Origin of the sequence: Actinoplanes sp. NPDC026619, assembly GCF_040638295.1 — a bacterium.
In the GTDB taxonomy this organism is placed as follows: Bacteria; Actinomycetota; Actinomycetes; order Mycobacteriales; family Micromonosporaceae; genus Actinoplanes.
The window spans coordinates 347,180-372,713 of record NZ_JBEZYA010000006.1; the positions used below are offsets into that span (position 1 = coordinate 347,180).

27 protein-coding genes and 1 riboswitch are annotated in these 25,534 nt (G+C 70.0%); of the genes, 10 read left to right on the top strand and 17 right to left on the bottom strand.

Annotated features, from left to right (window positions below):
- Nucleotides 1-28: 28 nt before the first annotated feature.
- Nucleotides 29-110: riboswitch (cobalamin riboswitch) on the bottom strand.
- Between the two features lie 61 nt (nt 111-171).
- The 3 genes from AB0E90_RS16575 to mqnE are packed head-to-tail and all read right to left on the bottom strand — an operon-like array spanning nt 172 to nt 2,114.
- Entirely contained in the window at nt 172-477 is a 306-nt protein-coding gene (locus tag AB0E90_RS16575; RefSeq protein WP_360405289.1) for a DUF4229 domain-containing protein, read from the bottom strand.
- Nucleotides 478-486: 9 nt separating this feature from the next.
- Complete coding sequence (locus AB0E90_RS16580; RefSeq protein WP_360405292.1) at nt 487-918, bottom strand: hypothetical protein; 432 nt, start codon at nt 916-918, stop codon at nt 487-489.
- 26 nt (nt 919-944) lie between these two features.
- Nucleotides 945-2,114: an aminofutalosine synthase MqnE gene (gene mqnE, locus AB0E90_RS16585; RefSeq protein WP_360405295.1), complete on the bottom strand. Its 1,170-nt coding sequence runs from the start codon at nt 2,112-2,114 to the stop codon at nt 945-947.
- A gap of 274 nt (nt 2,115-2,388) precedes the next feature.
- On the opposite strand from mqnE, the gene AB0E90_RS16590 reads away from it, so the two are divergent.
- The 3 genes from AB0E90_RS16590 to AB0E90_RS16600 all read left to right on the top strand — a co-directional run bounded on the left by AB0E90_RS16590 (nt 2,389) and on the right by AB0E90_RS16600 (nt 8,069).
- Nucleotides 2,389-3,963, top strand: coding sequence for a C40 family peptidase (locus tag AB0E90_RS16590; RefSeq protein WP_360405506.1), 1,575 nt, complete (start codon nt 2,389-2,391; stop codon nt 3,961-3,963).
- Nucleotides 3,964-4,326: 363 nt separating this feature from the next.
- Complete coding sequence (locus tag AB0E90_RS16595; RefSeq protein ID WP_360405298.1) at nt 4,327-6,099, top strand: hypothetical protein; 1,773 nt, start codon at nt 4,327-4,329, stop codon at nt 6,097-6,099.
- Between the two features lie 239 nt (nt 6,100-6,338).
- Nucleotides 6,339-8,069 carry a DEAD/DEAH box helicase gene (locus tag AB0E90_RS16600; protein WP_360405301.1) on the top strand — a complete coding sequence of 577 codons (1,731 nt, stop codon included), beginning with the start codon at nt 6,339-6,341 and terminating at the stop codon, nt 8,067-8,069.
- On the opposite strand, the gene AB0E90_RS16605 is transcribed toward AB0E90_RS16600, so the two are convergent.
- Nucleotides 8,063-9,487 carry an MDR family MFS transporter gene (locus AB0E90_RS16605; protein ID WP_360405304.1) on the bottom strand — a complete coding sequence of 475 codons (1,425 nt, stop codon included), beginning with the start codon at nt 9,485-9,487 and terminating at the stop codon, nt 8,063-8,065. The two genes, AB0E90_RS16600 and AB0E90_RS16605, sit on opposite strands and share 7 nt — an antisense overlap.
- A 43-nt stretch (nt 9,488-9,530) precedes the next feature.
- On the opposite strand from AB0E90_RS16605, the gene AB0E90_RS16610 reads away from it, so the two are divergent.
- Together AB0E90_RS16610 and AB0E90_RS16615 are read left to right on the top strand one after the other, a co-directional pair.
- A complete protein-coding gene (locus AB0E90_RS16610) occupies nt 9,531-10,250 on the top strand; it encodes a TetR/AcrR family transcriptional regulator C-terminal domain-containing protein (protein ID WP_360405307.1) in 720 nt (239 codons plus the stop codon).
- Between the two features lie 10 nt (nt 10,251-10,260).
- Nucleotides 10,261-10,884, top strand: a complete 624-nt coding sequence (locus AB0E90_RS16615; protein WP_360405310.1) for a putative glycolipid-binding domain-containing protein — start codon at nt 10,261-10,263, stop codon at nt 10,882-10,884.
- Here the strand turns inward: AB0E90_RS16615 and AB0E90_RS16620 are convergent.
- Entirely contained in the window at nt 10,874-11,326 is a 453-nt protein-coding gene (locus tag AB0E90_RS16620) for an Lrp/AsnC family transcriptional regulator (RefSeq protein WP_203804914.1), read from the bottom strand. The genes AB0E90_RS16615 and AB0E90_RS16620 overlap by 11 nt on opposite strands.
- Before the next feature lie 210 nt (nt 11,327-11,536).
- Here AB0E90_RS16620 and AB0E90_RS16625 point away from each other — a divergent pair, with 210 nt between their 5' ends.
- Nucleotides 11,537-11,812 (top strand): BldC family transcriptional regulator, encoded by a 276-nt coding sequence (locus AB0E90_RS16625; RefSeq protein WP_360405313.1) that lies wholly within the window; start codon nt 11,537-11,539, stop codon nt 11,810-11,812.
- On the opposite strand, the gene AB0E90_RS16630 is transcribed toward AB0E90_RS16625, so the two are convergent.
- From AB0E90_RS16630 to AB0E90_RS16650, 5 genes are all read right to left on the bottom strand, one after another.
- Nucleotides 11,785-12,423, bottom strand: a complete 639-nt coding sequence (locus AB0E90_RS16630; RefSeq protein WP_360405316.1) for a UbiX family flavin prenyltransferase — start codon at nt 12,421-12,423, stop codon at nt 11,785-11,787. The two genes, AB0E90_RS16625 and AB0E90_RS16630, sit on opposite strands and share 28 nt — an antisense overlap.
- A 17-nt stretch (nt 12,424-12,440) precedes the next feature.
- Nucleotides 12,441-13,547 (bottom strand): hypothetical protein, encoded by a 1,107-nt coding sequence (locus AB0E90_RS16635; protein ID WP_360405320.1) that lies wholly within the window; start codon nt 13,545-13,547, stop codon nt 12,441-12,443.
- The gene (locus tag AB0E90_RS16640; RefSeq protein ID WP_360405323.1) at nt 13,534-14,052 is read right to left on the bottom strand and encodes a SigE family RNA polymerase sigma factor; all 519 of its coding nucleotides are present in this window, start codon (nt 14,050-14,052) and stop codon (nt 13,534-13,536) included. Before AB0E90_RS16640 ends, AB0E90_RS16635 begins: the two co-directional genes overlap by 14 nt.
- 229 nt (nt 14,053-14,281) lie before the next feature.
- Nucleotides 14,282-15,178 carry a menaquinone biosynthesis prenyltransferase MqnP gene (gene mqnP / locus AB0E90_RS16645; RefSeq protein WP_360405326.1) on the bottom strand — a complete coding sequence of 299 codons (897 nt, stop codon included), beginning with the start codon at nt 15,176-15,178 and terminating at the stop codon, nt 14,282-14,284.
- Entirely contained in the window at nt 15,175-16,635 is a 1,461-nt protein-coding gene (locus tag AB0E90_RS16650) for a menaquinone biosynthesis decarboxylase (RefSeq protein ID WP_360405329.1), read from the bottom strand. The genes mqnP and AB0E90_RS16650 overlap by 4 nt, the downstream gene beginning before the upstream one ends.
- 88 nt (nt 16,636-16,723) lie before the next feature.
- On the opposite strand from AB0E90_RS16650, the gene AB0E90_RS16655 reads away from it, so the two are divergent.
- On the top strand, nt 16,724-17,848 hold the full coding sequence (locus AB0E90_RS16655) for a hypothetical protein (RefSeq protein WP_360405332.1): 1,125 nt from the start codon (nt 16,724-16,726) through the stop codon (nt 17,846-17,848).
- A gap of 31 nt (nt 17,849-17,879) precedes the next feature.
- Here AB0E90_RS16655 and ccsB read toward each other — a convergent pair whose 3' ends face one another.
- From ccsB to hemL, 6 genes are read right to left on the bottom strand one after another with little or no spacing between them, the layout of a single operon-like run.
- Nucleotides 17,880-18,851 carry a c-type cytochrome biogenesis protein CcsB gene (gene ccsB / locus AB0E90_RS16660; RefSeq protein ID WP_360405335.1) on the bottom strand — a complete coding sequence of 324 codons (972 nt, stop codon included), beginning with the start codon at nt 18,849-18,851 and terminating at the stop codon, nt 17,880-17,882.
- Nucleotides 18,851-20,440, bottom strand: coding sequence for a cytochrome c biogenesis protein ResB (locus AB0E90_RS16665; RefSeq protein WP_360405338.1), 1,590 nt, complete (start codon nt 20,438-20,440; stop codon nt 18,851-18,853). The genes ccsB and AB0E90_RS16665 overlap by 1 nt, the downstream gene beginning before the upstream one ends.
- A complete protein-coding gene (locus AB0E90_RS16670; protein ID WP_360405341.1) occupies nt 20,437-21,237 on the bottom strand; it encodes a cytochrome c biogenesis protein CcdA in 801 nt (266 codons plus the stop codon). Before AB0E90_RS16670 ends, AB0E90_RS16665 begins: the two co-directional genes overlap by 4 nt.
- Nucleotides 21,237-21,791 (bottom strand): TlpA disulfide reductase family protein, encoded by a 555-nt coding sequence (locus tag AB0E90_RS16675; RefSeq protein WP_360405344.1) that lies wholly within the window; start codon nt 21,789-21,791, stop codon nt 21,237-21,239. Before AB0E90_RS16675 ends, AB0E90_RS16670 begins: the two co-directional genes overlap by 1 nt.
- A 2-nt stretch (nt 21,792-21,793) precedes the next feature.
- On the bottom strand, nt 21,794-22,441 hold the full coding sequence (locus AB0E90_RS16680; RefSeq protein ID WP_360405347.1) for a histidine phosphatase family protein: 648 nt from the start codon (nt 22,439-22,441) through the stop codon (nt 21,794-21,796).
- Nucleotides 22,438-23,769, bottom strand: a complete 1,332-nt coding sequence (gene hemL / locus AB0E90_RS16685) for a glutamate-1-semialdehyde 2,1-aminomutase (protein WP_360405350.1) — start codon at nt 23,767-23,769, stop codon at nt 22,438-22,440. The genes AB0E90_RS16680 and hemL overlap by 4 nt, the downstream gene beginning before the upstream one ends.
- Before the next feature lie 134 nt (nt 23,770-23,903).
- Between hemL and AB0E90_RS16690 the strand changes: the two genes are divergently transcribed.
- The 3 genes from AB0E90_RS16690 to AB0E90_RS16700 are packed head-to-tail and all read left to right on the top strand — an operon-like array spanning nt 23,904 to nt 24,979.
- Nucleotides 23,904-24,233: an STAS domain-containing protein gene (locus tag AB0E90_RS16690; protein WP_360405353.1), complete on the top strand. Its 330-nt coding sequence runs from the start codon at nt 23,904-23,906 to the stop codon at nt 24,231-24,233.
- 42 nt (nt 24,234-24,275) lie between these two features.
- Complete coding sequence (locus tag AB0E90_RS16695) at nt 24,276-24,659, top strand: MerR family transcriptional regulator (RefSeq protein ID WP_360405356.1); 384 nt, start codon at nt 24,276-24,278, stop codon at nt 24,657-24,659.
- Nucleotides 24,638-24,979, top strand: coding sequence for a thioredoxin domain-containing protein (locus tag AB0E90_RS16700; protein ID WP_360405359.1), 342 nt, complete (start codon nt 24,638-24,640; stop codon nt 24,977-24,979). The genes AB0E90_RS16695 and AB0E90_RS16700 overlap by 22 nt, the downstream gene beginning before the upstream one ends.
- Here the strand turns inward: AB0E90_RS16700 and AB0E90_RS16705 are convergent.
- Nucleotides 24,976-25,524 (bottom strand): response regulator, encoded by a 549-nt coding sequence (locus AB0E90_RS16705; protein ID WP_360405362.1) that lies wholly within the window; start codon nt 25,522-25,524, stop codon nt 24,976-24,978. The genes AB0E90_RS16700 and AB0E90_RS16705 overlap by 4 nt on opposite strands.
- Between the last annotated feature and the right edge of the window lie 10 nt (nt 25,525-25,534).

Consider the following 25,534-nt stretch of genomic DNA (forward strand, 5'->3'; position numbering starts at 1 on the left):
CGCTTCTTCGCGACCGGCGCCCAGGCGACCTGGCTCGTCCTCCGCCCAGGGGCTCCACCCGAGGGACGGAAGGCATCACAGTTGCGGGACAGCGCCGGTTTCCCACCGGCTTCGCTGAGACGCGGTCCCCCGCACGCTATCCCACGGGTTGGACCGGACCCGCGCCGGTTCCTACTTCTCCTCAGCGGCCTCGACCGGGGTCGGGTCGACGCGGTCGCCGGCGGCTGCGGCTTCCTCGTCGCCGGCCAGGGCGGCGCGCAGGCGCTCCTTCTCCCGGGTGTGGCGGGAGGCGGCGCCGGCCAGTTGTTCGCCCATCCGGTTGCGCCAGTCGGCCAGCAGGAAGTACGACAAGATTGCCGAGACGAGCAGCGCGATCATGGCTTTGACCAGGATGTTCAGCGGGAGTGGCAGGAGCAGCACGAACATCAGCACGAACAGGCCCAGGCGGCCCAGGGTGTACTTGACTGCGGGACTCATCTCTCCCTCTCAACCCGCGCGGTGGCTCAGCCACCGGAGGCCGTAGAACCAGACCAGGCAATAGACGACGGTGAAGCTGCCGGCCCCGACCAGACCGCTGACCAGCTGGGGAAAGGCCGGCGCCACCAGGCCGACGAGGCTCAGGCCCACCGCCACGCCGAAGCCGGCGCCCAGCACGGCCACCACGACGCGATAGGGGCCGTGCTCGTGGGCGGCGCGGAACTCCTCGGTGAACAGCCAGAGCGGCAGGATCAGCGCGAGCCAGCCGCTCGTGTGGCCGAACTCGGACGCCCGGAAGAGCGCCAGGATCGCCTCGAAGCCGAGCAGCAGGACAGCACCGATCACCAGGCCGGCCAGCGCCGTGCCCAGCAGATCACCGATGGTGGCCAGGCGCCCGCTGGGGTCGCGGCGCGGGCGCCGCTCACTCTTGGTCTCGGTCATGACCCCACGAGGGTACGCCGTGCCGATCAGGCCCAGACTGTTGCCGGTTCGGCGCGGCGGGACGCGAGTGACGGGGCCTTCTCGTACTCCCGGACCACCTCGTAGCGCGTGTTGCGCTCGACCGGCTGGAAGCCGGCGTCCCAGATGACCTCGAGCAGGTCGTCGCGGTGCATGGTGTTCGGCGTGCCATACGAGTCGGCGTCGTGGGTGATCTTGTATTCCACGACCGAGCCGTCCAGGTCGTCGGCCCCGAAGTTCAGCGAAAGCTGGGCGACCGACAGTCCGTGCATGACCCAGAAGTTCTTGATGTGCGGCACGTTGTCGAACATCAGCCGGGAGACCGCGAACGTCTTCAGCGACTCGGCCGGCGCGGCCATCGTGGTGCGCTCCTGGATCCGGTTGCGGATCTTGCCGTCCTGCGAGTCGACGAAGTCGTGCTGGTAGCGCAGCGGGATGAAGACCGCGAAGCCGCCGGTCTCGTCCTGCAGCTCGCGCAGCCGCATCACGTGGTCGACCCGGTGCCGGGGCTCCTCGATGTGGCCGTAGAGCATCGTGGCCGGCGTCTTCATCCCCTTCTCATGAGCGAGGCGGTGGATGCGCGACCAGTCTTCCCAGTGACAGTTGTGGTCGACGATGTGCTGCCGGACCTCCCAGTCGAAGATCTCGGCGCCACCGCCGGTCAGCGACTCGAGGCCGGCATCCATCAGCTCGTCGAGGATCTCGCTCGCCGGCAGGCCGCTGATCTTCTCGAACCACTGGACCTCGGTCGCGGTGAAGCACTTGAGCTTGACGTTGGGCAGCGCGGCCTTGAGCTCGCGCAGCACCTTGGGGTAATAGCGCCACGGCAGGGTCGGATGCAGGCCGTTGACGATGTGCAGCTCGGTGAGCTGCTCGTCCTCCATCTCCTTGGCCTTGCGCACGGCCTCGTCGATGCGCATCGTGTACGCATCCTTTTCGCCGGGTTTGCGCTGAAAGGAACAATAAGCGCAGCTTGCCGAGCAGACGTTGGTCAGATTGAGGTGGCGGTTGACGTTGAACATCACCCGCTCGCCGTTCATCTCGGTTCGCTTGTGGTGGGCCAGGCGACCGAGCCAGGCGAGGTCGTCCGTCTCGTACAGCGCGACGCCGTCCTCGCGGGTCAGTCGTTCACCTGCATAGACCTTGGCCTCGAGCTCACGTTTACGCCCGGCATCCATCTGTGCCCCTTCCTTTTAGCCCGCGTTGAGCCTACGTCCCACCCCCGACCAGATCCCGGCCGCAGGGTTTCGAGGCGGCCCAGCTCACGATGTCGGACTTGGGATTCCCAGCCTTCTTTCATCTCTGATCAATCGACAGCCGTATGAGCTATGAGGTAAGCCTTTAGGGGGACGAGAAGTGGCGAGAATTTTCGTCACGGACGGGGAGCGCATGGCTACTGCACGTTACGGAGACCGGCGAAATGTCACGGTCCGCCCTTGGTGGCGCCCCGTGATGTATTCCGCTGCCGTCACCGCCGCCATCGCCGCCCTGTTCAACCCCGTCCCGGCCCTGGCCGCGCCGACCGTGCCGCTGGCACCGGTCGCCCCCGCCGTCCCCGACGCCGGCTCCCGGCCGATGGCGCTCGGCACCCTCGTGATGCCCGGCCAGACCGCCGCCGTGCCGACCGTGTCGCCCACTCTCATCGGCTCCGCCACCAGCCCGGTGCTGCAGCAGATCGAGAAGGGCCGCGCCGCGATCGCCACCATGGGCGACGACCTGATCCAGCTCGGCCAGGACCGCGATCTCGCCAAGACCCAGTTCACGACGACCGAGCAGCGCTACACCTCGGCCGCCGCGACCCTGCAGGACGCACGCTCCGCCGCCTCCGACGCCGCCGCCCAGTCGATGCTCGAGGCGGCCGCCCAGCTGCCCGGCGCCTACGACCCGGGCCTGTCCGGCCTCGACGACCTCGCCCGCCTTCAGCGCGGCGACGTCTCCACCGAGCAGGCCGCGGCTCGTCAGATCGACTCCGCCGAGACGTCCGTCCAGCTCGCGCTCGACGAGGAGACCCTCGCCAAGAAGCACTGGGACGACCTGATCGGGCGCTACGGCAAGCTCAACACCCAGCTCAACCAGAAGCAGTCGGCCCAGCAGAAACTCGAGCTGGCCCACGTCGACGAGCTGGCCGCGGCCGAGACGTCCGAGACCGCCGCCGACAGCGCGCTCGGCGCGCAATACCTGGCGGGCGCCGAGGCCGGCCGCGGCGCCGACCCGCGCGCGATCCAGGCGCTGACGTTCGCGCTGGCCCAGCGCGGCGACCCGTACGTGTGGTCCGAGGAAGGCCCGAACCAGTACGACTGCTCCGGTTTGATGTATGCGGCGTACCACTCGGTCGGCTTCCCGCTGACCCGCGTCTCCCGCGACCAGTACTGGCAGACCCGCAACAAGGTCGTCGACCGCTACTCCCTGCTCCCCGGCGACCTGCTGTTCTTCAGCTACTCCAACAGCTGGCGCGGCATCCACCACGTCGCGATGTACGCGGGCAACGGCATGATGGTCGAGGCCCCGCGCACCGGTCTCAACGTGCGCCTCACCCCGGTCCGCTGGTCGCGGCTCTTCCAGGCCACCCGGATCTTCGGTTCGGTCGAGGGCGTCACCGAGGGGCCGGCGCTCGGCGCCCCCGACCCGGAGCCGGCGACCACGACTGGCCCGGGGACCGGCACCACGACCAACCCGGGGACGGGCGGCACGACCAGCCCGACCAGCCCGACCACGCCGGCCACCTCGAAGCCGACGACGACGCCGACGACCAAGCCGACGACCACCCCCACCACGGCGCCCACCACGGCTCCGACGACGGCTCCGACGACGGCTCCCACGACGGCTCCCACGACGGCTCCGACCACTGAGCCGACGCCGACCCCGGAGACTCCGGTTCCGACCACCACAACGCCGGAGACCGGGGACACCGGCGAGACCACTAAGCCGACGACCGGCTCCACCTCGGCGAGCGCGACGAAGGAGACGACCTCCGCCAGCTCCGCTCAGTCGGCGTCGTCATCCTCGGCGTCCGCGTCGGCGGACTGAGCCGCTCGTCCACGTCGACCACCGGCTCGGAAAGATCGCCTTTTCCGGTGGTAACTGGCTGGTCGCACGACTGGCCCGGTTGGTGCCAGGTGTGTTCACGAGCGCGGATATGGCACGGTAGGGGCAGCGCCCGACGTCCGAAACGTCGGCACGCGGTCGGGAGGGTTCATGGAAGAGCGGCAGGCGACACCGGACGGCAACGGCACCAGGCCGGCTGCCGGTGACGACCAGGAGGCGTACGCTCCTCCGCCGCCCCCAGCGCCTGGTGCTCTGTGGGCGCCGGCGACCGGCACCGCCTCCCCGGCAGCGTCCAGCTCAGCCTCCTCCGCGGCTTCCCCGGCGGACGGCTCAGGCTCTCCGACTGTGTCCGGCTCGGCTTCCCCGGCGAACGGCACGACCTTCTCGGCGGCCGCGGCACCAGCTTCGTTCGACCGGCCCGGCAGCGCGCCCGTGAGTGGCGCCGCCAGCGGCCGGGCCACGGTAGGCCGGCCCACCGGTTCGGTGAGCGCCTCCGCGCCCGTGTCGGCCAAGCCGGCCACCGCATCCGCGTCCGCGCCGGTCTCCGCCCCGGGCGGCGCTTCAGCGCCGGCCAGCGCGGCGCCCGCATCTCCCGCCGAGCCGGGCCGGGTCACCGGATCCGCGCGTCCGGTCAACCCCGCCGACAAGCTGGTGCCCGAGCGGATCGACGGCTCCTCCCGCCAGCTGCCCACCGCGCCGGGTGCCGGCGCGGCCCGGGCCTCGGTGCCGGGTGCGATCAGCGCCGATCCGGCCGCGGTGCGCGCCGCGACGTGGCCGAGCGGCCAAGCCAAGGTCTACGGCGGTCGTCCGGCCGAGTCCTCCTCGACCCCGAAACCGGCAGTCTCCTCGACGTCGATCGGCACGGCCTCGGTCTCGGTCAAGCGACCCGCGGACGTCCCACCCGCGACCGAGACGGCCCCGCCGGCCAAGCCCGAACTGGACGAGACCAAGCTCAGCGAAACCAGCCCGGCTGAGACCAAGCTGGGCGTGACCAAGCCGGACCGACCCGAGCTGGGCCACCCCGAGCTGGCCGAGACCAAGCTCGGCGAAGCCAAGCCGGCCGAGCTCACGCTCGGCGCGACCGAGCCGGGCCAACCCGAGCTGGGCGCGACCGAGCCGCCGCAGCCGAGCGATCCCACGCCCGCCGATCCCGAGCCGGCCCGCCCCGTGCCCGGCGAGCCGAAGCCGGCCGATCCGGAGCCAGGCGAGCCGAAGCCAGGCGAGCCGGAACCCGAACCGGCCAAGCCCGAGCCGCCGCGCCCGGTCCCAACGCCGCCGAGCCGGCCCGATCCGCCCAAGCCCGGCCCGTTCGATCCGACCACGCCGTTCCCCGCCCCGGTGCCGACGCCGTTCCCGACACCACAGCCGAGCCCGTTCCCGGCGCCCGTCCCGGCACCCAGTCCGGCTCCGGCGCCGAGTCCGACGCCGCCCGGCCCGGTTCCTCCCGGCCCCGGCCCCTCACCCGTACCTCCGGGCCCGGGCCCCTCACCCGTACCTCCGGGCCCGGGTCCGTCGCCGGTGCCCCCGGGTCCGGGACCGTCGCCGGTGCCGCCAGGCCCGGGGCCGAGCCCGATCCCCGGCCCGCCGCAGCCGCTGATCCTGCCGCCGCCCACCATCGCGGAGGCATCGCCGGGCCTGCCGTCGTACACCGTGCCGCCGGCCGCGGCATCCCGGCCGACGGTCACGCCGGCCCCGGCCAACCCGTATGGGGTAGCCGGTCCGGCCGCAAATACCCAGCCGTTCGGTGTATCTCCGACGCCGACTGCCCAGGTCAACCGCCCACCGGCCTACCCCGCCGGTTTCGATCCGAACGCCACCGCACCGGTGCCTCAGCAGCGCGGCCAGGTGACCGGTCCGGGCGGAACCGTGTACGGCGGTTACGAGACAATCGACACAACAATGCCGGTCTCGATGAGCGCTGTGGAGAACTCAGGATCGCTCACCGGGCATATCCTTGCGCAGGGCTGGCGGGACGAGATCATCGACCGCCGGCGCAGCAATCTCAAGGTCGTCGTGGCAATGCTGGTGGTCCTGGGACTGCTGGTCGCGGTGAGCCTTGTTTTCATGCTCACAGCGGGCAGCGCCTTCACCGGAATGCTGGGAGACCTGTTCGCCTGAGTTTGTCGGATAGCGCCGGTGCACCTATCCTTGCGAGGTTGCGCCCAGGGTGAGGCTGCCCACTACCGAGGCGGAATGCGGTCGGCGTGCCAAACGTTGAGCCGTACACTTATGACAGTTACTGAAGCGGCGTGCCGACACGGTGCACGCCACGGGCGTTCTTGCGGGCATTACAGCGTCAGGCTCTCAGCAGCCGCGGCGGGCCATTCGCGAGCATGCGCCCCCGTAGAGAGGTTCTCTTGACCACTTTCGCTGACCCCAGCACGTTCCCGTCCGTTTTCGAAACTCCCGCTCCTGCCACCGAAGAGTCTGCAGTCGAAGTGACTGAGACCGCCGCAGAGACGGGAACAGCTGCCGAGGCTGAGACCCCCGCAGTGATCGAAACCCCCACCCAGAGCTTCGGCGACCTCGGCCTGCCGGCTGAGCTCGTGCGCGTGCTCTCCCGTGAGGGCATCTCGGCGCCGTTCGAGATCCAGTCCGCGACCATCCCGGATGCTCTGGCCGGCCGCGACGTTCTCGGCCGCGGCCAGACCGGCTCCGGCAAGACCCTGGCGTTCGGCCTGCCGCTGCTGGCCCGCGTCGCGCAGGGCGGCCGCGCCAAGCCGCACCACCCGAAGGCCCTGATCATGGTGCCGACCCGCGAGCTGGCCATGCAGGTGGCCGACGCGCTGCAGCCCCTGGGCCGCTCGGTCGGCGTGTTCCTGAAGACCGCAGTCGGCGGCGTGCCGTACGACCGGCAGATGGACGCGCTCCGTCGCGGCGTCGAGGTCATCGTGGCCACGCCGGGTCGTCTCGGCGACCTGATCGAGCGGGGCGCGTGCAACCTCGACGAGGTTGAGGTCACCGTTCTGGACGAGGCCGACCAGATGGCTGACATGGGCTTCCTGCCCGAGGTCACCGAGCTGCTGGCCAAGACCCCGGAGCACGCGCAGCGCCTGCTGTTCTCGGCCACTCTCGACGGTGACGTCGACACCCTGGTCAAGCGCTTCATGCACGACCCGGTCACGCACTCGACCGATCCGTCCGAGGCCAGCGTGTCCACGATGGATCACCACCTGCTGCTGATCCCGCCGCAGGAGAAGTTCCCGATCACCGCGGCGATCGCCAACCGGACGGGCAAGACCATCGTCTTCGCCCGCACCCAGATGGGCGTCGACCGGCTGGTGGAGCAGCTGCGCCAGGTCGGTGTCCGAGCGGGCGCCCTGCACGGTGGCAAGACGCAGCGGGTTCGCACCCGCACGCTGGCCGAGTTCAAGGAAGGCCGCACGAACGTGCTGGTGGCCACCGACGTGGCGGCCCGTGGCATCCACGTCGACGGCATCTCGCTGGTCGTGCACGTCGACCCGCCGAAGGACCCGAAGGACTACCTGCACCGCGCCGGCCGTACGGCTCGGGCCGGCGAGTCCGGTGCGGTGGTGACGCTGGTTCTGCCGAAGCAGCGGCGCAGCACGCAGGCGATGATGGGCAAGGCCGGTGTCGCGCCGGCCGAGGTTCGGGTGCGTCTCGGTGACGAGAAGCTCGCCGAGGTCACCGGGGCCCGCGAGCCCAGTGGTATCCCGGTGCCGGAAGAGCCGGAGCAGCGCCGCGAGCGTGGCGACCGGCCGCGTGGTCGCTTCGGCGACCGCCCGCAGCGTTCCTACGGTGACCGGCCGCAGCGCACGTACGGTGACCGGCCTCGCAGTGAGGGTGACCGGCCGCAGCGTTCCTACGGTGACCGGCCGCAGCGTCCGTACGCTGACCGGCCCGAGCGCCAGGACCGCCCGACCGGCGGCGACCGCCCGACCGGCGACCGCCCGACCGGCGACCGGACCTTCGCGGACCGGCCCCGGACAGGTGGCGGCGAGCGTGGCACGTTCCAGCCCCGCAACGGCGAGCGCACCGGCGGTTTCCGCCGGGACAACCAGCGCAGCGACCGTCGCGAGGGCACCGGCGCCCGCTTCGGCACGGCTCGCCCGGCACGCACCTACTGATCAAGCGACATCTCGGAATGCCCCGGCGCGGTTCGCGCCGGGGCATTTTGTTGCGCTCGGCGGAACAGCAGGACCGGGACCAGCATCAGGGCCGAGGCACCGGCTGACCACCAGAAGGCGTGGCCGAAGGCGTCACCGAGCTCGGCGAGGTCCCGAGCGCCGGCTGCGCCACGCTGCAGTGACACCGCCAGGGCGGCGATCCCGAACGAGCCTCCGACCTGCTGGAACACACGCACCGCGGTGGTGGCGTGCGGCAGCGATTCGCGGGGCAGACCGCCGAAGATGCTGGACTGGGCGGGCACCAGGACCGCCCCGAAGCCCAGCCCGCCGAGCGCGATGAGCGGGGCCAGCACCCACTGACTGGTGCCGGCCGAGAGCTGGGTGAGGGCTAGAGCCACCCCGAGCAGCAGCAGCGAGCCGGTCAGGGCCACTGGGCGTACGCCATAGCGGTTGGTGAGCCGCCCGGCGAAGGTCAGGGAGAGCGCCGAGCCGACCCCGTTGGGCGCCATGAGCAGCCCCGCATGCAGCGGGGTGAAGCCGTGAACCTCCTGGTAGTAGAGCGGGATCAGCAGCAGGGTCCCGAGCAGCGCCACCATCCCGAGGAACATCAGCGCCGCGGCCGCCGCGAAGTTGCGACTGCGGAACAGCCGCAGGTCGACGATCGGCTCGGCCGCTCGCAACGCGTGCACCACGAACCAGGCCAGCAACCCGATGCCGGCGGCGAGGGCGAGCACGGTGGCCGCGCCGAAGCCGCCGTCCGCACCGGCCCGCGACAGGCCCCAGACGATGTCCACGAGGGCCGGGGAGAGCAGCGCCAGACCGAGCAGGTCGAGGCGGGCGGGGCGGTCGATGTGTTCGGCCGGCATGACGCGCACCGCCGCCCACGCCGCCACGGCGCAGAGCGGCAGGTTGACCAGGAAGATCCAGCGCCAGCCCGGTCCGTCGGTGAGCACCCCGCCGAGCACCGGGCCGAGCACCGGCCCGAGCAGCAGCGGAACGCCGACCAGCGCCATCGCCGGCCCGAGCTGCCGGCCGGCGCGGCGGGCGACGATCGTCTGGAACAGCGGCATCAGCATGCCGCCGCCCATCCCCTGGATGGCGCGCATCGCGATGAGGCTGCCGGCCGACCAGGCCAGTCCGCAGAGCAACGAGCCGAGGGTGAACAGCGCCAGCGAGGTGAGCCAGGCGGTTCGGCCGCCGAATCGGTTGATCGCCCAGCCGGCGACCGGGATCACCGCCGCCATCGCCAGCAGGTACGCGGTGCTGACCCACTGAACGGTGCTGAGGTCGGTGTGGAAGTCACGCCGGAAGCTCTCCAGCGCGATGTTGACCATTGTGGAGTCCATCTGGACCAGGAAGACGCCCAGCAGGGTGGCGCCGATGAGAGCGAGCAACTTCGGCGATACGGTGTACGACATGCGATACACCGTATCGCGTGTCGTACACCGTTACGATGGCCACGTGACGGAGACCCGTGGGCCGCTCTGGACCCGCCCGGCAGCGACCAAGCCCGAACGGCTCACCCGCGAGACGGTCGTCGCCCGCGCGGTCGAGCTCGCCGACCAGGAAGGGCTCAAGGCCGTCTCGGTGCGCCGGATCGCCACCGAGCTGTCCGCCCGGCCGATGAGCCTCTATTCGTTTTTCGAGCGCAAGGAAGACCTGGTCGACCTGATGGTCGACCAGGTGCTGGGCGAGATGCTGCTCGACGAGATGCCGCCGGGCGACTGGCGTGACGCGCTGCGGGCCGTGCTCCACCGGCAGATCGAGGTCGGGCGCCGGCATCCCTGGGTGATGAGCGTGTTCGGCGAGCGAGCGCCGATCGGCCCGCAGGCGGCCCGGCACGCCGAGCAGTCGTTCCAGGCGATCGCGAGTCTGCGGCTCCCGCCGGGACAGGCGCTGAAGCTGCTGCACGTCGTCGACACGTACATGTGGGGCTTCATCACGCTGAGCGGGCAGGAGCAGGCGGCGCGGCAGCGCGACGGGCTGACCGAGCAGGAGTGGCGGGCGTCGACCGACGCGTACTTCGCCGAGATCACCGCCGGCGGCGAACTGCCGCACCTGGCCGAGGCCGGTCGAGGCGGCCTGCTCCGCGGTGCCGCCGAAGACTGGAAGGACGACTTCGACGACGGCCTCAGGTGGCTTCTGGACGGCTTCGCGCACAATCTCCGGCCGGAAGGGTAGAGGTAGAGCTATGCCGCTGCCTGACTCGCTCTTCTGGGAACGCAAGGATGCAACCGGGGTCGAGCACGCCCTCATCGACGCGCGGAACGGCCTCTATGCCCGAGGCACGGTCCTGGTGGTCAAACCGATCGCCTACACCTGTCGCTACGAGTTGCGGACCGATCCGGCTTGGGCCAGCGCTCATCTCGACGTCACCACCGAGGGCGCCGGCTGGACCCGCAGCGTCCGCCTGGAGCTGGCCGCCCGCCGATGGCGCGTGGTGACCGCCGAGCAGGGCGACCTCGATGCGGTGCTGTCGGCCGCCGGGCACGCCCGCGCCGGTCTGCCCGGCATCGAGGACCCGGACCAGTTGTTCGGGGTGCACGACGTCGATCTCGGCGGCTCGCCGCTGACCAACACGTTGCCGATCCGCCGGCTCGAACTGCTCAAGGCCGAGGTCAACGTGTCTCATCGGATCAGTGCCGCGCTGGTGCTGGTGCCCAGCCTCGAAGTGATGCAGGTCGACCAAATTTATACGCCGCTGGATAACGGCCGGGTGCGCTACGCGAGCGAGACGTTCAGCGCGGACCTCACCGTGGACGATGACGGTTTCGTCGTGGACTATCCGGGACTCGCCAAGCAAATCACGAGCTGAGGCCGGGCTGGGGGCGGTTCTCCCACTTGGTGCTCAGCGCGATTGCGGTGCGGGTGGACGCCACCCCGGGCGTGCGGTTGATCCGCACGATCAGCTGCTCCAGCTCGGCGATCGTGCCGACCCGCACGGTGAGCTGGTAGGACTCCACTCCGGCCATGAAGTAGCAGCTCTCCACCTCGGGCATCGCCCGCACCGCGGCGAGCACGTCGTCGGTGTCGGCGCCGGAGTCCTCGATGATGCCGATCAGCGCGGTGACCCCGAGACCGAGCGCTTCGTGGTCGACGTCGGCGCGGTAGCCGCGGATGGTCCCGGCCGCCTCGAGCTTGCCGACCCGCTCATGCACGGCCGGCGCGGACAGCCCGACCTTGCGGGCCAGCTCGGCGTACGAGGAGCGGGCATTCTCCCGTAGCAGGTCGATCAGCCGGAGGTCGATGGAGTCCATAGCTCAGACCCTAATCGGGTGGCAGATACCTACTCACGCCCGGTAGCGACGAATCGTCGGCAGGATAACGATCACTGTCGCAATTAGGGCTTTTTCCGCATTCCAGGGACTCGGTTCCGGGGCAATGCTCTAATGGCTTTACGTCCCGATCGAGCAAGCCGACACTCACCGTGATCACGGCCGCTCCAAGACCGACGCGAGGAGGGGGTTGTGGACACTGGAGATCGTCTGCTGACACCGGGCGAGGTGGCCGCGCTGTTCCGCGTCGACCCCAAAACGGTCACGCGTTGGGCCGCCGCCGGGCGTATCGGCAGCATCCGCACTCCGGGTGGCCACCGCCGATTCCGCGAGTCCGAGGTGCGCGCTCTGCTTGAGGGCGACGGTGTCGTCGAGGAAATGCGCGAGGACGACGCCGCTAATCGCCCCCGCAATACCGGTCCGAGCAATCCGGGGATGGGTTACGGCCCACCCAACGGCTTGCGCTGAGCATTCAGCTCACCCTTCCAACGGGTCAAAAGCGTGTTGGGTACGCCGAGAGCGTCCAGCACCTTTCCCGCGACGAAGTCAATGAGCTGCTGAGCGGTCGCTTCAGCCCCGGCACTGTAGAAGCCGGGGCTGGCGGGCAACACGACCGCACCGGCATCGTGCAATGCGATCAGGTGCTCGAGGTGGCTGCGGGTGACCGGGGTTTCCCGGGGCACCACGACCGTACGGCGGCGCTCTTTGAGGTTGACCTCGGCGGCCCGTTGCAGCAGATCCTTGGAGAGCCCGATGGCGATGCCCGCACAGGCCGCCGTGCTCGCCGGCACCACCACCATGCCTTTGGCCGGATAGGAACCGCTGCTCGGCCCGGCGGCCAGATCACCGGCCGGCCAGTAGTTGAGGTCGCCCAGATCCCGGCCGAGCCACCCGGAGACGTCGTCCTTCCAATGCGCGTCCCGCACGGTGGCACCGGTCTCGTCGAGCAGGGTGAGCCGGGCCGCGCGGGAGACGACCAGATCGACCGACTCGCCCGCATCAAGCAGGGCAGTCAAAACAGCTTTGGCGTACGGCGTCCCGGAGGCTCCCGAGACACCGACGACCCATGGTTCACGCATACCTCAAGTGTGCCCGCTCATGCGCCGCCCACCTGCGCGCTCACCGGGAATCCGGTGTTCGCCGGCAGCCAGGTGGCCGGCTTCCCGACGTCGCCGAATCGCGCGCCCTCGAGCAACTTGCGGACCTCGTTGTCGTCCAGTGCGCTGGGCGCGAACACATCGAGCACATACTTGCCGCCGGGTAGGAAGACGTAGCAGTGCCGGCCCATCTTCTCGACCGGCATGCCCTTGATCACGGTCGGCGTCGGACAGATCACCCCCGGCCGCGGCGCACCGTGGTCGGACGCGACCGCCGGGGCCAGCCAGAGCAGAAGACCCCGGCTGCCCTTCTGGGTGCGCGGGTCGGGGTCGGGCTTGCCGAGCCGGGCGGCGGCCTCGTCGGCCGGCACCAGTTGCGCCGACGACAGTTGCCCTGAACTGAACCGCCCACTGACCTCGATCACCCGGTAGTCCGGCGGAACGTACGACGTTCCGAAGGCGATCATCACCGGCTGCGGCGTGCCGGGCTCCAGGGCTTCGGCCACTTGGCGCAGCTCGTTGGGGGTGAGAGCCCACTTGGCGGGACCGTCGGCACGCACCGTGATCAGGGCCATCGCGTCGTCCGCGTACTCCCAGAGCAGCATCGGCGCCCCGTCGGCGTCGACCCGGAAGGCCGGCCGCCCGTGGATCGCGGTCGTCGCGGTGATCTGCGCGCCGTCGAGTGTGCTCCGCGGGTCGATGCCGGGCCGGTAGAGGGTGACCTCGCCCTCCTGCGCGTCCGGCTGACCGCCCTTCTTCTCGATCATCGCGGTCTCGCCGGAGACGTTCCAGCGGTAGGGATCCTCGACCCGCAGCTTGCCGGTCGTGAAGGCGTGCAGCGTGTAGGTAAGGCTGGGACCCTGGAAGGCCGGCGACGGCGCGATCGACGGTGACGGCTCGGCCGGCAGCGAGGGAGACGGACCGGACGCCAGGCCGGTGAGCTGCGGCACCCCGATCGCGGCCGCCACCGCCACCACGGCCAGGGCCGCCACTCCGGTCCGGCGGCGGCGCCGCAGGCGTTTCCCGGCCAGCACCGCGTCCTCGACGTCGTAGCGCGCCGGTGGTGCCTCGGCACGCACGTCGTCCAACTGATCAGACAGCTTCATAGCGGACCTCCGTGTCGATGCCCGGTTCGGCGCCAAGGATCTTGCGGAGCTTCTCGAGGCCGCGGTACGTGTACGCCTTGACCGTCCCCTCGGGGCAGCGCAGCGCGGCCGCCGTCTGCGGCACGCTGAGCCCTTCCAGGAAGCGCAGCACCAGCACCGCCCGATGCTTGACCGGCACCCGCAGCAGCGCCTCGCGCAGCCGCAGCCGGTCGTCGACGGCCGGAATCACGTCCACCGCCGGGAGCTCCGGCATCGCGTGGCTGTTCGACTGCTCGCGGCGCCACCACGGGCGCCGGGTCTCGTCGATGGCGGCCCGCACCACGGCGGTCCGTGCGTACGCGTCGTGGTTATCGATCCGGCCCCACTTCACATACAGCCGGGCCAGGGCGGCGAGAACCGCGTCCTCGGCCAGCTGCCAGTCCCCGCACGTGAGGTACGCGAGGCCGCGCAGCGAATCCATCTGCGCGGCCACGAACTCACGGAACTCGGCCTCGTTGTCGCTCACGCGGATTAGACGCACCCCCCGCCGAGAACGGTTACACCTTTGGCACCGTGACCTCCCGCTCGGCGCTCAGCCGGAAGCCCTCGGCAATCGCTCGCAGCTGGGCGCTCGTCAGGGCGGAATGCGGGAACGGCTGCAACACGGCCGTTGCCCCGTCCGCGTGATGACCACCGGCGCCGGCAGCTTGAGCGGCTGCGGGTGGTCGGAACGCCGGACGGCGATGGGCCGCGCGTTACAAGAGAATCAAATCAAGGAGAGCGAAGACGAACAGCGCGATGCCGACGAAGCCGTTGGCGGTGAAGAACGCCCGGTTGACCTTGGAGAGGTCGTTCTCGGTGACGACCACGTGCTGGTAGGTGAACGCGGCCGCGGTCAGCGCGAGCCCGATCCACCAGAGCCAGCTCAGGCCGACCAGCGCGCCGAACCAGACGAAGAGCGCGAACGTCACCACGTGCGTCGCCGTGGAGATCCGCAGGGCGTTGCGCACGCCCCAGCGGGCCGGGGTGGAGTGCACCCCGATCTGCCGGTCGATCTCGACGTCCTGGCAGGCGTAGATGATGTCGAAGCCGCCGATCCACAGGCCGACCGCGACGCCGAGCAGCCAGGCCGGCCCGGAGCCGGAAAAGGTGCCGGTGATGCCCAGCCAGGCGCCCACCGGCGCCACCGCCTGGGCGAGCGCGAGGATGTAATGCGGGTAGTTGGTGAACCTCTTCCCGTACGGATAGATCACCAGCGGGATCACCGCGAGCGGGAAGAGCACCAGGCAGAGCCAGTTGAGCAGGCCGGCCGCGAGGGCCATGACCACCAGCGAGACGATCGCGCCGGTCCAGGCGGTGCGCGGGCTGACCGCCCCGGTCACCAGCTCACGGTTCTGCGTGCGCGGGTTGAGCGCGTCGATCTTGCGGTCGAGGATGCGGTTGGCCGCCATCGCGAACGTCCGCCCGGAGACCATCGCGATCGTGATCAGCAACAGGTCCAGCCAGTGGATCCCGGTATTTTCCCGATCAAGGGCGACGAACGCCGAGAGGTACGCGAACGGCAGCGCGAAGACGGAGTGCTCGATCGCGACCAGACGCAGGAACGATTTGACCTTGCCCGGTTTCTCCGGAACCGCCGCGACCGCCGTCATATCCCGTATTCCTTCCACCGCTTGTCCACCAGGGCGACCACCTCGGGTGACATGACCATCTCGTCCGGCCAGCCCCGGTCGTAGCCCTCGCTGGGCAGCTTACGGGTGGCGTCGAGACCCGCCTTACCGCCCCAGAACTGCTGGTAGGAGGCGTGGTCGAGGTGGTCGACCGGGCCCTGGGTGACCAGCAGGTCGTGGTCGTAGTCGACGTTGCCGAACGCCCGGAACGCCACCTCGGCGTAGTCGTGCACGTCGCAGTCCTCGTCGACGACAACGATGAGCTTCGTCAGCGACATAAGGTGCGCGCCCCAGATCGCGTTCATGATCTTCTGCGCGTGCTTGGGGTAGCGCTTGCGGATCGAGACGATCACGCAGTTGTGGAAGACTCCGGCGGCTGGCATGTCGTAGTCGACGATGTCCGGGATCAGCATCTTCAGCAGCGGGAGGAAGATCCGCTCGGTGGCCTTGCCCAGGCCGTGGTCCTCCTGCGGCGGCTTGGACGTGATGATCGAGTGGTAGACCGGCTTCTTGCGCATGGTCATCGTCTCGATGTGCAGCACCGGGAACGGCTCGACCGGCGTGTAGAACCCGGTGTGGTCGCCGAACGGCCCCTCCGGGTGCCGCTCGCCCGGCTCCAGGTAACCCTCGAGGATGACCTGGGCGTGCGCCGGGACCTGCAGCGGCACGGTCAGGCAGTCGACCATCTCGACCCGCTCGCCGCGCAGGAAGCCGGCGAACAGGTATTCGTCGATGTCGGACGGCAGCGGTGCGCTGGCCGCGTAGCTGACGACCGGGTCGCAGCCGATCGCCACGGCCACCGGCAACCGCTCACCGAGGCGCTCGGCCACCGCGTGGTGCGCGGTCGAGTCCTTGTGGATCTGCCAGTGCATGCCCAGGGTGTTCTTCGAGTGCTGCTGCAGGCGGTAGAGACCGAGGTTGCGCTTGCCGGTCTCCGGGTGCTTGGTGTGGGTCAGCCCGAAGTTGTGGAAGACGCCGCCGTCCTCGGGCCAGACCTGCAGGCCGGGCAGCAGGTTCAAGTCGACCTCGTCGCCCTTGAGCACCACTTCCTGGCAGGGTGCGGTCTTCACCTTCTTCGGCGGCAACGACTTGAGCTGCAGCGCCTTGCCGATGCCCTCGCGGATGCCGGAGAAGCCGACCGGGAGCTCCGGCTTGATCAGCGCGCCGATCCGGTCGCCGACCTCGTCGAGCGAGTCGACGCCGAGCGCCATCGCCATCCGCTTCTCGGTGCCGAACAGGTTGATCGCCACCGGCATGTCGCCGCGGGTGGGCCGTTCGAAAAGCAGGGCCGGTCCGCCGGCTCGGACGGTGCGGGTGACCACCTCGCTGATCTCCAGCGTCGGGTCGGCCGGGACCGTGACCCGGCGCAGCTCACCGGCCTTCTCGAGGGCGTCGAGGAAGCTCTGCAGATCGTCGTACGGAAACCCACGAGGCGCCATGGATACCAGTGTTCACCACCGATCGGTGTGACCTACGCCCGGGCGATCACCGTCACTCAACGTGTCCGGTTCGCGTTGAGGTGGGCGATTGCTCCCACAGGTCGGCGAGGTGCTCGTGCAGGTCCGGAAAGCAACGCGCTGGGGCGCGCTAACCGCCCTCGGCGTCCTCGTGGCGATCACGGCGGTCACTGCACCGGCCGCCTCGGCGCCGCGAGTGGTCGCCAAGCCCACGCCGGCCGTGCGCTCCGCCGTGCCGCTTCCGCCCTGTCCCGCCGGACGCGCCTCGACCCGGCCTCCCACCGCACCGGCCGGGCCCGGCACACCCGGCGCGTGCCGGGCCGGCGGACGCATCGTCGAGTCCGGAGTCCAGCTCAGCAGACCGGTGAGCGGCGTTACCCCGAGTGGGTACCACCACCTCGGCGCGAACTCGGCCGGCGAGTGGAGCGGCGTCTCCGGGCGGATCTCCGTGGTGGACGCCTCGATCCGGCCGGGCAGCTACGACTTCATCGCCGCGCGGTTCATGGCCAAGCGGAACATGGGCGGCGGCCAGATCTCCTGGCTCGAGGCCGGCTGGGCGAAGACCGGCTGGGCCAGCCCCACCCGTCAGCACATCTACACGTTCAACACCAACACCCGCACCTGGCAGTTCTACGACCAGTACACACTGCGGCCGGGCGACCGGGTCTGGATCGACCTGCACAGCGACGCCAACGGCGTATGGGCCGCCTGGCTGTGGTGGAGCAACCGGTGGAACCTGCTCACCGCCCAGCGGCTGCCGATCGGGCCGAGCGCCATGATCGAGCAGTACGTCGAGGTGCACGTCGACTCCAGCCGGCCGACCCGGGTCGACGTGCCCGAGGTGACCGTCGACAACGTGCAGCTGCGGCCGGCCGACGGTGGTGCGGCGCGCTACTGGCGGGCCGACGTGCCCACGCTCACCGGCTACGACGCGGGTCAACAGCAGCGCACCGGCGGCTTCTGCCTGAACTGGGTCAACCGCTACGACACCTGGACGGCCGGCGACTGCTCCGACGGAGTGGCCGGTGGCACCGCGCGGCCGATGATTCCGGGCGAGGCCGACGTCGTACCCCCGTCGTCGTCGCCCAGCGCAACCCCGGCGCCGACCGTGACCGTGACGCCGAGCCCGAGCGTCTCGGTGTCGCCGACGGCAACCCGCCGGCCGTCGCTGCTGGGCGGCCTTCTCGGTGGCTGAGCTGAATACCGCTGGGCTACATACCGCCGGGCTACATGCCGCCGGCGTTGGCGTACGAGTGCAGGCCGCTGAAGAACAGGTTGACGCCGAACAGGTTCATCAGCATCGTCGCGAACCCGAGCAGGGCAATCCAGGTCGCCACCGTGCGCTTGACGCTCGGAGTGGCCCGGGCGTGCAGGTAACCGGCGTAGACGACCCAGGAGATGAACGCCCAGACCTCTTTGGGGTCCCAGTTCCAGTAACGGCCCCAGGACGCCTCGGCCCAGATCGGCCCGGCGATCAGCGCACCGAACGTGAACAGCGGGAACGCGAATGCGTGCAGCCGGAAGGTGAGCCGCTCGAGCATGATCGCGTCCGGCACGTTGCGGCCGAGCGAGTACGGGAAGCGGCGCTTGCCCTTGTCGTACCCGTCCCGGATCAGGAACATCGTGGCCGGCACCGCGCCGATCAGCAGGATGCCGGAGGCCAGAATGATCGTCGAGACGTGGATGATGAACCAGTACGACTGGAGGGCCGGGACCAGCGGCCCGACCGGGGTGTAGGCGATCATGCCGGCGGCGCCGAGCAGCACCACCAGGGCCAGCGAGGCGAAGAGGCCGATGTGCCGCAGAGCCGGGCGGCGAATTAGCACGCCCGTCCACACCGCCGAGCCGACGAAGGTCGCCGACAGGATGTACTCGTACATGTTGCCCCAGGGCATCCGGTCGGCGGCGATGCCGCGGGTGACCAGGGTGCCGAGGTGCAGCAGGAGGCCCAGCAGGTTGAAGACGACCGCGGCCCGGCCGGTCCACTCGGCCCGCCGGTCCTTCGGGACGACAACCGGCGGCTGTTCTTCCAAAGACTCGATAGGGGCCCCGGCGCCGACCAGCTGGCGGGCGGGACGAGCCGCCGCCTTGCCGATGTGGCTCTTGCTGCCGAAGGCGTACTCGCCGGCGTAGAGCACCATCGCGACCAGGTACGCCAGGACGGTGAAGCCCATCAGTTGGTTCGACAACTCCGCCATCACGGATTCCCTTCCTCGGCGGCCTTCACCAGCCCGGTGAACTCATCGGCGAAACCGGGATAGTCGGTGCGTGGCAGCCCACCGGCCGTCAACAACGTACCGCTGCCCTTCTCGGACGAAGCTGGCAGGGCGCGGAACCAGACCCGCCGGCGGTGCCCGCCCAGCGACAGCATCAGGCCGATCAGCCCGATAACCGCACCGATCAGGATCAGCGACTGCGTCGGGTCGTAGCGGATCGCCAGCGTCGCGTACGGCCTGGTGCCGACGAACTCCAGCTTGGTGCCGTCGTCCAGGGTCCAGGTCTCGCCGACCTTCAGCTCGTGCGGCCGCGCGCCACTCACGTTCTTCAGGTCGCCGGTCGCGATCTGCCCCTGGTCGAGAGAGTAGACCGAGCCGGGCGTGCCCACGTCCAGACCGAGATCACCGCGGTAGGCGGTGAGGAAGATGGCCGGCGCGTTCTCGGCCGGGAACGTCGAGGTCGCACCGGTGCCGACGGTCGGCAGGTAGCGGCCCTCGAAGCCCATCTGCAGCGACGAGTCGCGCTTGTCGGTCTTGGGGTCGATGTTCACGTCGGGGAACTGGGCCACGCCCTCGCTGGTGAACATGCTGTCGACCGGCAGGAACGGCACGGTCTTGAGCTGCGATTCGCCGAACCGGTCGGTGTAGCGCAGGGTGACCGCGTAGCCGTGGCCGATCAGGTGCACGTTCGCGTGGTGCAGTCGCAGCGGGTCGTTGACGGTGAACTCGCGGCTCTTGACCGGGCCGTCGTCCTCGCTGACGCCCACCGTCGCCTCGAAACTCTTCGGCTGACCGGTTTCCTGGTAGCTGGCCTCGAACCGGTTGAGCGTCAAGCAGAAGTTGGGCAGGTCGGCGGCGTCCACCCGAGGACCGAGCGTCGAGTCGTCGTATTGCGCGAGGGTGTCGCAGAAGCCCTGGTCGGCGCCGGCCACCAGGATGCGGTTGCCGTGCCAGCCGTACCAGTGCCCGAAACCCACCCCGATCAGCACCGCGAGCAGCGCGAAGTGGAAGAACAGGTTGCCGGTCTCCTTGAGGTGGCCCTTCTCGGCGGAGACCGTCCAACTGCCGTCCTCGTGCTCGCGCACCTTCGTGCGGAAGCGCCGTTTCCGCAGCATACGAGCCAGGTCTGTGGGTCCGCCGTCATACGAGATGTCCGATGCGTGCTGAGGAAGCCGCTCCAGCCGGCTGGGCGCCTCCGGCGGGGCCAGGCGCAGCGACCGCACGTGGTCGCGCAGGCGGGGCACGACACAGCCGATCAGCGAGGTGAACAGCAGCAGATAGATCGAGGCGAACCAGGGCGACCCGTACACCTCGAAGCCGCCGAGCCGCTCCAGCCACGGCGCCAGCTGCGGGTGCGCCGCGTAGTACTCGGTGACGCGCTGCGAGTCGACCGCGCGCTGCGGGAAGATCGAGCCCGGGATGGCGGCGATGGCGAGCAGGAAGAGCAGGACCAACGCCGTACGCATGCTGGTGAGCTGGCGCCACGAGTTGCGCAACAGGGCCCACAGTCGATGGCCCGGCCGAGGCGGCGGAGCCGCAGCCGGTGCCGGACGTTCCTCCACGACGGTCACAGCAGCGTGCCCCCGCTGAAGTTGAAGGTGGTCAGCAGCCAGACCAGGAAGTGGTTCCACCCGCCGGTGACCAGCGCGATCCCGACCGCGATGAGCAGCACGCCGCCGATCCGGGTCACCCAGCGACTGTTGCGGCGGATCGCCTTGAAGACCCCGAGCAGCCGCCGGAAGAAGAGCCCGAACAGCACGAACGGAATACCGAGACCGAGGCTGTACGCGAGGGCAAGGGTGACCGCTCGACTCGTCTGGCCGCTCGCGGTGGCCAGCCCGACCACCGCGGCCAGGGTCGGGCCGGTGCACGGAAGCCAGGAGAGCGCGAAGATCCCGCCGAGGATCGGGGCGCCGGCCAGCCCGACCGCCGGCAGCTTGCTGATCCGCATCTCCCGCTGCAGGCCGGGGATCCAGCCCAGGTAGCCGAGACCGAGGACGATCACCACCACGCCGAGCACGATGTTGAGCGCGTCGATGTGGCTCTTGAGCGTGAAGCCGATGTTCGCCACCAGCGTCACCAGCAGGGTGAACACGATCGCGAAGCCGAGCACGAAGAGGACGGTGCCGGCCAGAACGCGGCCCTTTACCGACCGCCGGGTGGCCACTGCAACGTCGCCGCCGTCCTCCTGTTCGCGGCGGTCGTCGAGGTCCGAGCCGGCCAGGCCGGTCACGTAGGAGAGATAACCCGGCACCAGCGGCAGCACGCACGGGGAGAGGATGCTGACCAGTCCGGCAAGGGCCGCGACCGCGATCGCCAGCACCAGCGGCCCGCTGCCGGCGATGTGCGCGAACTGGGTCTCTTCCATCAGGCCGCCGTCTCCGCGGCGATCTTCTCCACCAGCGGCTGCAACTGGTCGTAGGTGGTGGCGGCGCGCATGGCGACCGCGATCCGGCCCTGCCGATCGAGGATCAGCGTGGCGGGCGTGCTGGTCTGGGTCACGTCGAACTTCAGCGCGACCTTGCCCTCGAAATCGTAGATGCTGGGGTACGTCACCCGGCCGCGCTCGAACGCCTTGGCCGAATCCTTGTCGTCGCGCGAGTTGACCCCGATGAAGCTGACACCCTTGGCCTTGGTGGCCTGGTAGGTCCTCTCCAGGTCGTCGGCCTCGGCCCGGCACGGCGCGCACCACGAGCCCCAGAAGTTGACCACCACGACCTTGCCGCGGTCCTGCGCGACGTCGTACTTCCCGCCGTCGAGCAGGTCGCCGGTGACGTCCTTGACCTGCGGCCGCTGGGCCGGCGTGCACTCCACCACGGTGCCGATGGTGGTGCACTTCTTGGCCCAATTTTCCCCGCCGCACCCGGCCAGGACGGTCGCGGTGAGCGCGGCGACGGCCAGGACGATGGCGGGGCGGCGCATGGTCAAGCTCCCTTGGCGGTCTTGGCCGACGCGGACAGGGCCACCAGGTGCGCGGCCGGCTCGGAGTAGTCGATGCCGACCACCGTCGACCCCTCGAACCGGATCGAGGTGAGACTGGCCAGCCCGCACTGGCGGCGGCGCGGGTCGTGCCAGAGGCGCTTCTTCTCCACATACCGCCGGAGGGTCCAGATCGGCAGTTGGTGCGAGACGCAGACCGCCTCGTGGCCCTCGGCGGCGACCCGGGCCGACTGCACGGCCGCGAACATCCGCTGGGCGATCTGCAGGTAGGGCTCGCCCCAGGACGGGGTGATCGGGTCGCGCAGCACCCACCAGTGCCGCGGGTTGGTCAGCGCGCCGTCGCCGACGCCAACCGTCTTGCCCTCGAAGTAGTTGGCGCTCTCGATCAGCCGGGTGTCGCTGGCAACGTCGAGCTTGAACTCGGCGGCGATCGGGGCAGCCGTCTCCTGGGCGCGTTCCAGCGGGCTGGCCACGACGTACGTGATGTCCCGCGCGGCCAGCGACTCGGCCGCGGCCTTGGCCATCTGCACGCCCAGCTCGGAGAGGTGGAAGTTGGGCAGCCGCCCGTACAGCACCTTGGTGGGGTTGAAGACCTCGCCGTGCCGCAGCACGTGCACCGTGGTTCTACTCATGCTGCCGCCCTTGCCGCGTGCGGGAGTGCCGCCGCTATCTGCTCCAGCGCCTCGTCGTCGATCGCCGTCGACACGAACCACGACTCGAACGCGCTCGGCGGCAGATAGACGCCGCGCGCGAGCATCTCGTGGAAGAACCCCTTGAACGCGGCCGCATTCTGCGTCTTCGCCGAGTCGTAGTCGACGACCTCGTTCTCGGTGAAGAAAATCGAGAACATATTGCCCGCGTACGCCAACCGGTGCGCAACGCCCTGTTCGGACAGCGCCGCCGACGCGAGCGCGCCGATCGTCGCGGACAACTCGTCGAGCCGCTTGTAGACCGCGTCGTCGGCCAGCCGCAGCGAGGCGAGGCCGGCCGCACAGGCCAGCGGGTTACCGGAGAGCGTGCCGGCCTGATAGACCGGGCCGGCCGGGGCCAGCCGCGACATGATCTCGTGACGCCCGCCGAACGCGGCCGCGGGCAGGCCGCCGCCCATCACCTTGCCGAAGGTGAACAGGTCGGCGTCGACCGGGTCGAGCCCGGCCCAGCCACCCGGCGAGACGCGAAAGCCGGTCATCACCTCGTCGACGATCAGCAGCGCGCCGTGCGCGTGAGCGATCTCGGCGAGACGCTGGTTGAAACCGTCACGCGGGGCGACCACGCCCATGTTGCCGGCCGCGGCCTCGGTGATGATCGCGGCGATCTCGGCACCGTCGGCCGCGAACGCGGCCTCGACCGCGGCCACGTCGTTGTAAGGCAGCACGATCGTCTCGGCGGTCGTCGCGCCGGTGACGCCGGGCGAGTCGGGCAGGCCCAGGGTGGCCACGCCGGAGCCGGCCGCGGCGAGCAGCGCGTCCACGTGGCCGTGGTAGCAGCCGGCGAACTTCACGATCTTGGCGCGGCCGGTGAAGCCGCGGGCCAGCCGGATCGCCGTCATGGTGGCCTCGGTGCCGGAGTTGACCAGGCGGACCGCGTCGATCGGCGTGCGCCGGATGATCTCCTCGGCCAGGTCGACCTCGCCGGCCGTGGGCGTGCCGAAGCTGGTGCCGCGGGCGGCGGCCTCCTGCACGGCGGCCACGATCTCCGGGTGCGCGTGGCCGTGGATCAGCGGGCCCCACGAGCAGACCAGGTCGACATAGCGCCGGCCGTCGGCGTCGGTGAGCCATGCACCTTTGCCGGACGACATGAATCGGGGCGTCCCACCGACCGCTCGGAACGCACGCACGGGTGAATTGACCCCGCCGGGCACGATGGCGCTGGCGCGGTCGAACAGGGCCTGGGAGACCGGGGCGTCCTGCGGGTACGGGAGGCCCTCGGCGCGGTATGAGGTGGTCACAGCGTCTCCCATTCTGACAGCGGCTCCCCTTGGCCATCTCAAGAGGGTTGTTCACGTCGTGCGTGCGTCACACCAGCATGTCCGGAACGACCGGGTCCGCGTGCGCCCGGCGGGCAGATCCACACCACGGGCGATAGGCTGAACTCGTGGAGCGGCCGGAGTTGACCATCGAGGTCGAGCGTGCCCCCGACGAGGTCGTGCTGCACCTCGCCGGGGAGATTGACGTGCTCACGGTCACCAACCTCTCCGCCATCGTCAATGAGACCCTGATCGAGCCGCCACCCCGCATAGTGCTCGACATGGCGGGTGTCACATTCTGCGATTCGCAGGGTCTCGGCACCCTCGTGGTGCTCAGCCGCAAGGCCCAGCACGCCCGCGCCGTGCTCTCCCTGACCAACGTCGGCGAGTTCCTGATGCGCGTCCTCGACATCACCGGCCTGCGCAGCGCCCTGATGATCAGCTCGGTCGCGCCCTAAAGGGTTGCCTTGACGCCGGTGTGAAGGCCTACCGTCGGCGACATGTTGATCGGCGAGCTGGCTTCACGCGCGGGAACCAGCACCAGGACCCTGCGGTACTACGAAGAGCAGGGCCTCGTGCGCCCGCAGCGAGACAGCAACGGCTATCGGCAGTACGACGATGCCGAGCTGCGCGTGGTGCACGAGATCCGGTCGCTGCTCGCGGTCGGTTTCGGGCTCGACGACATCAAACCCTTCGTCGCGTGCCTGCGCGCCGGTAACTCCTCGGGACACGTGTGCCCCGACTCGGTCGTGGTGCTGCGTCGAAAGCTCGCCGAGGTCGACGGCTATCTTTCGCAGCTCACCGAGATCCGGCAGCAGTTGCAGACGCAGCTGACCCAAGCCGTCGAACACCGGGAGACCCGATGCTGGACCTCATCACCCTGACCGACACCACCTTCGCCGAGACCGTGCTCGGCTCCGATCTGCCGTTCGTCGTCGACTTCTGGGCGGACTGGTGCCCGCCGTGCCGCCCGATGGCGCAGACCCTGGCCGAGCTGGCGCCGGAGTTCGAGGGGCAGTTGCGGATCGGCAAGATCAACGCCGACGAGAACCCGGAGACCACACGGTCCTACCGGATCATGTCGATGCCGACGCTGCTGTTCTTCACCGGCGGCATCGTGACCGCGACCCTGGTCGGCGCCCGCCCGAAGTCGATCCTGCGCTCCGCGCTGACCAACGCCGTCACGCCTTACGTGAACCGCTAACTGCCCCAGCGGGCCTTCTCCAGCAGGGCCAGCGCCTCGGCCGCGGCCTGCTCGCCGCCGGCACGCAGCACCCGGGCCGCCTCGTCGACCGTCTCGGTCAGGCGCTGCCACTGCGCGTCCCGCTCGCGGGTCGCGTCGCCCTGGGCCTTGAGCTGCTGGGTCTTGGTCCACAGCTCGACGAAGATGGACACCTTGGCCCGCAGCACCCACGGGTCGAACGGCTTCGTCAGGTAGTCGACCGCGCCGACCGCGTAACCCCGCAGCGCAAGCTGCGCATCGCGGTCGGCCGCGGTCAGGAACAGGATGGGTACGTGCCGGGTGCGTTCCCGCCGCTTGATGTGGCTGGCCGTCTCGAAACCGTCCATGTTGGGCATCTGCGCGTCGAGCAGGATGACCGCGAAGTCGTCGGTCAGCAGCTGCTTGAGCGCGGCCTCGCCGCTCTCGACGGCGACCGGTGTCACCGGGAGGCCCTGGAGGATGGCCTCCAGGGCGAGCAGGTTGTCCTTGCGGTCGTCGACCAGCAGGGCCTTGGCGCGATCCGCCACTCCCCTACCC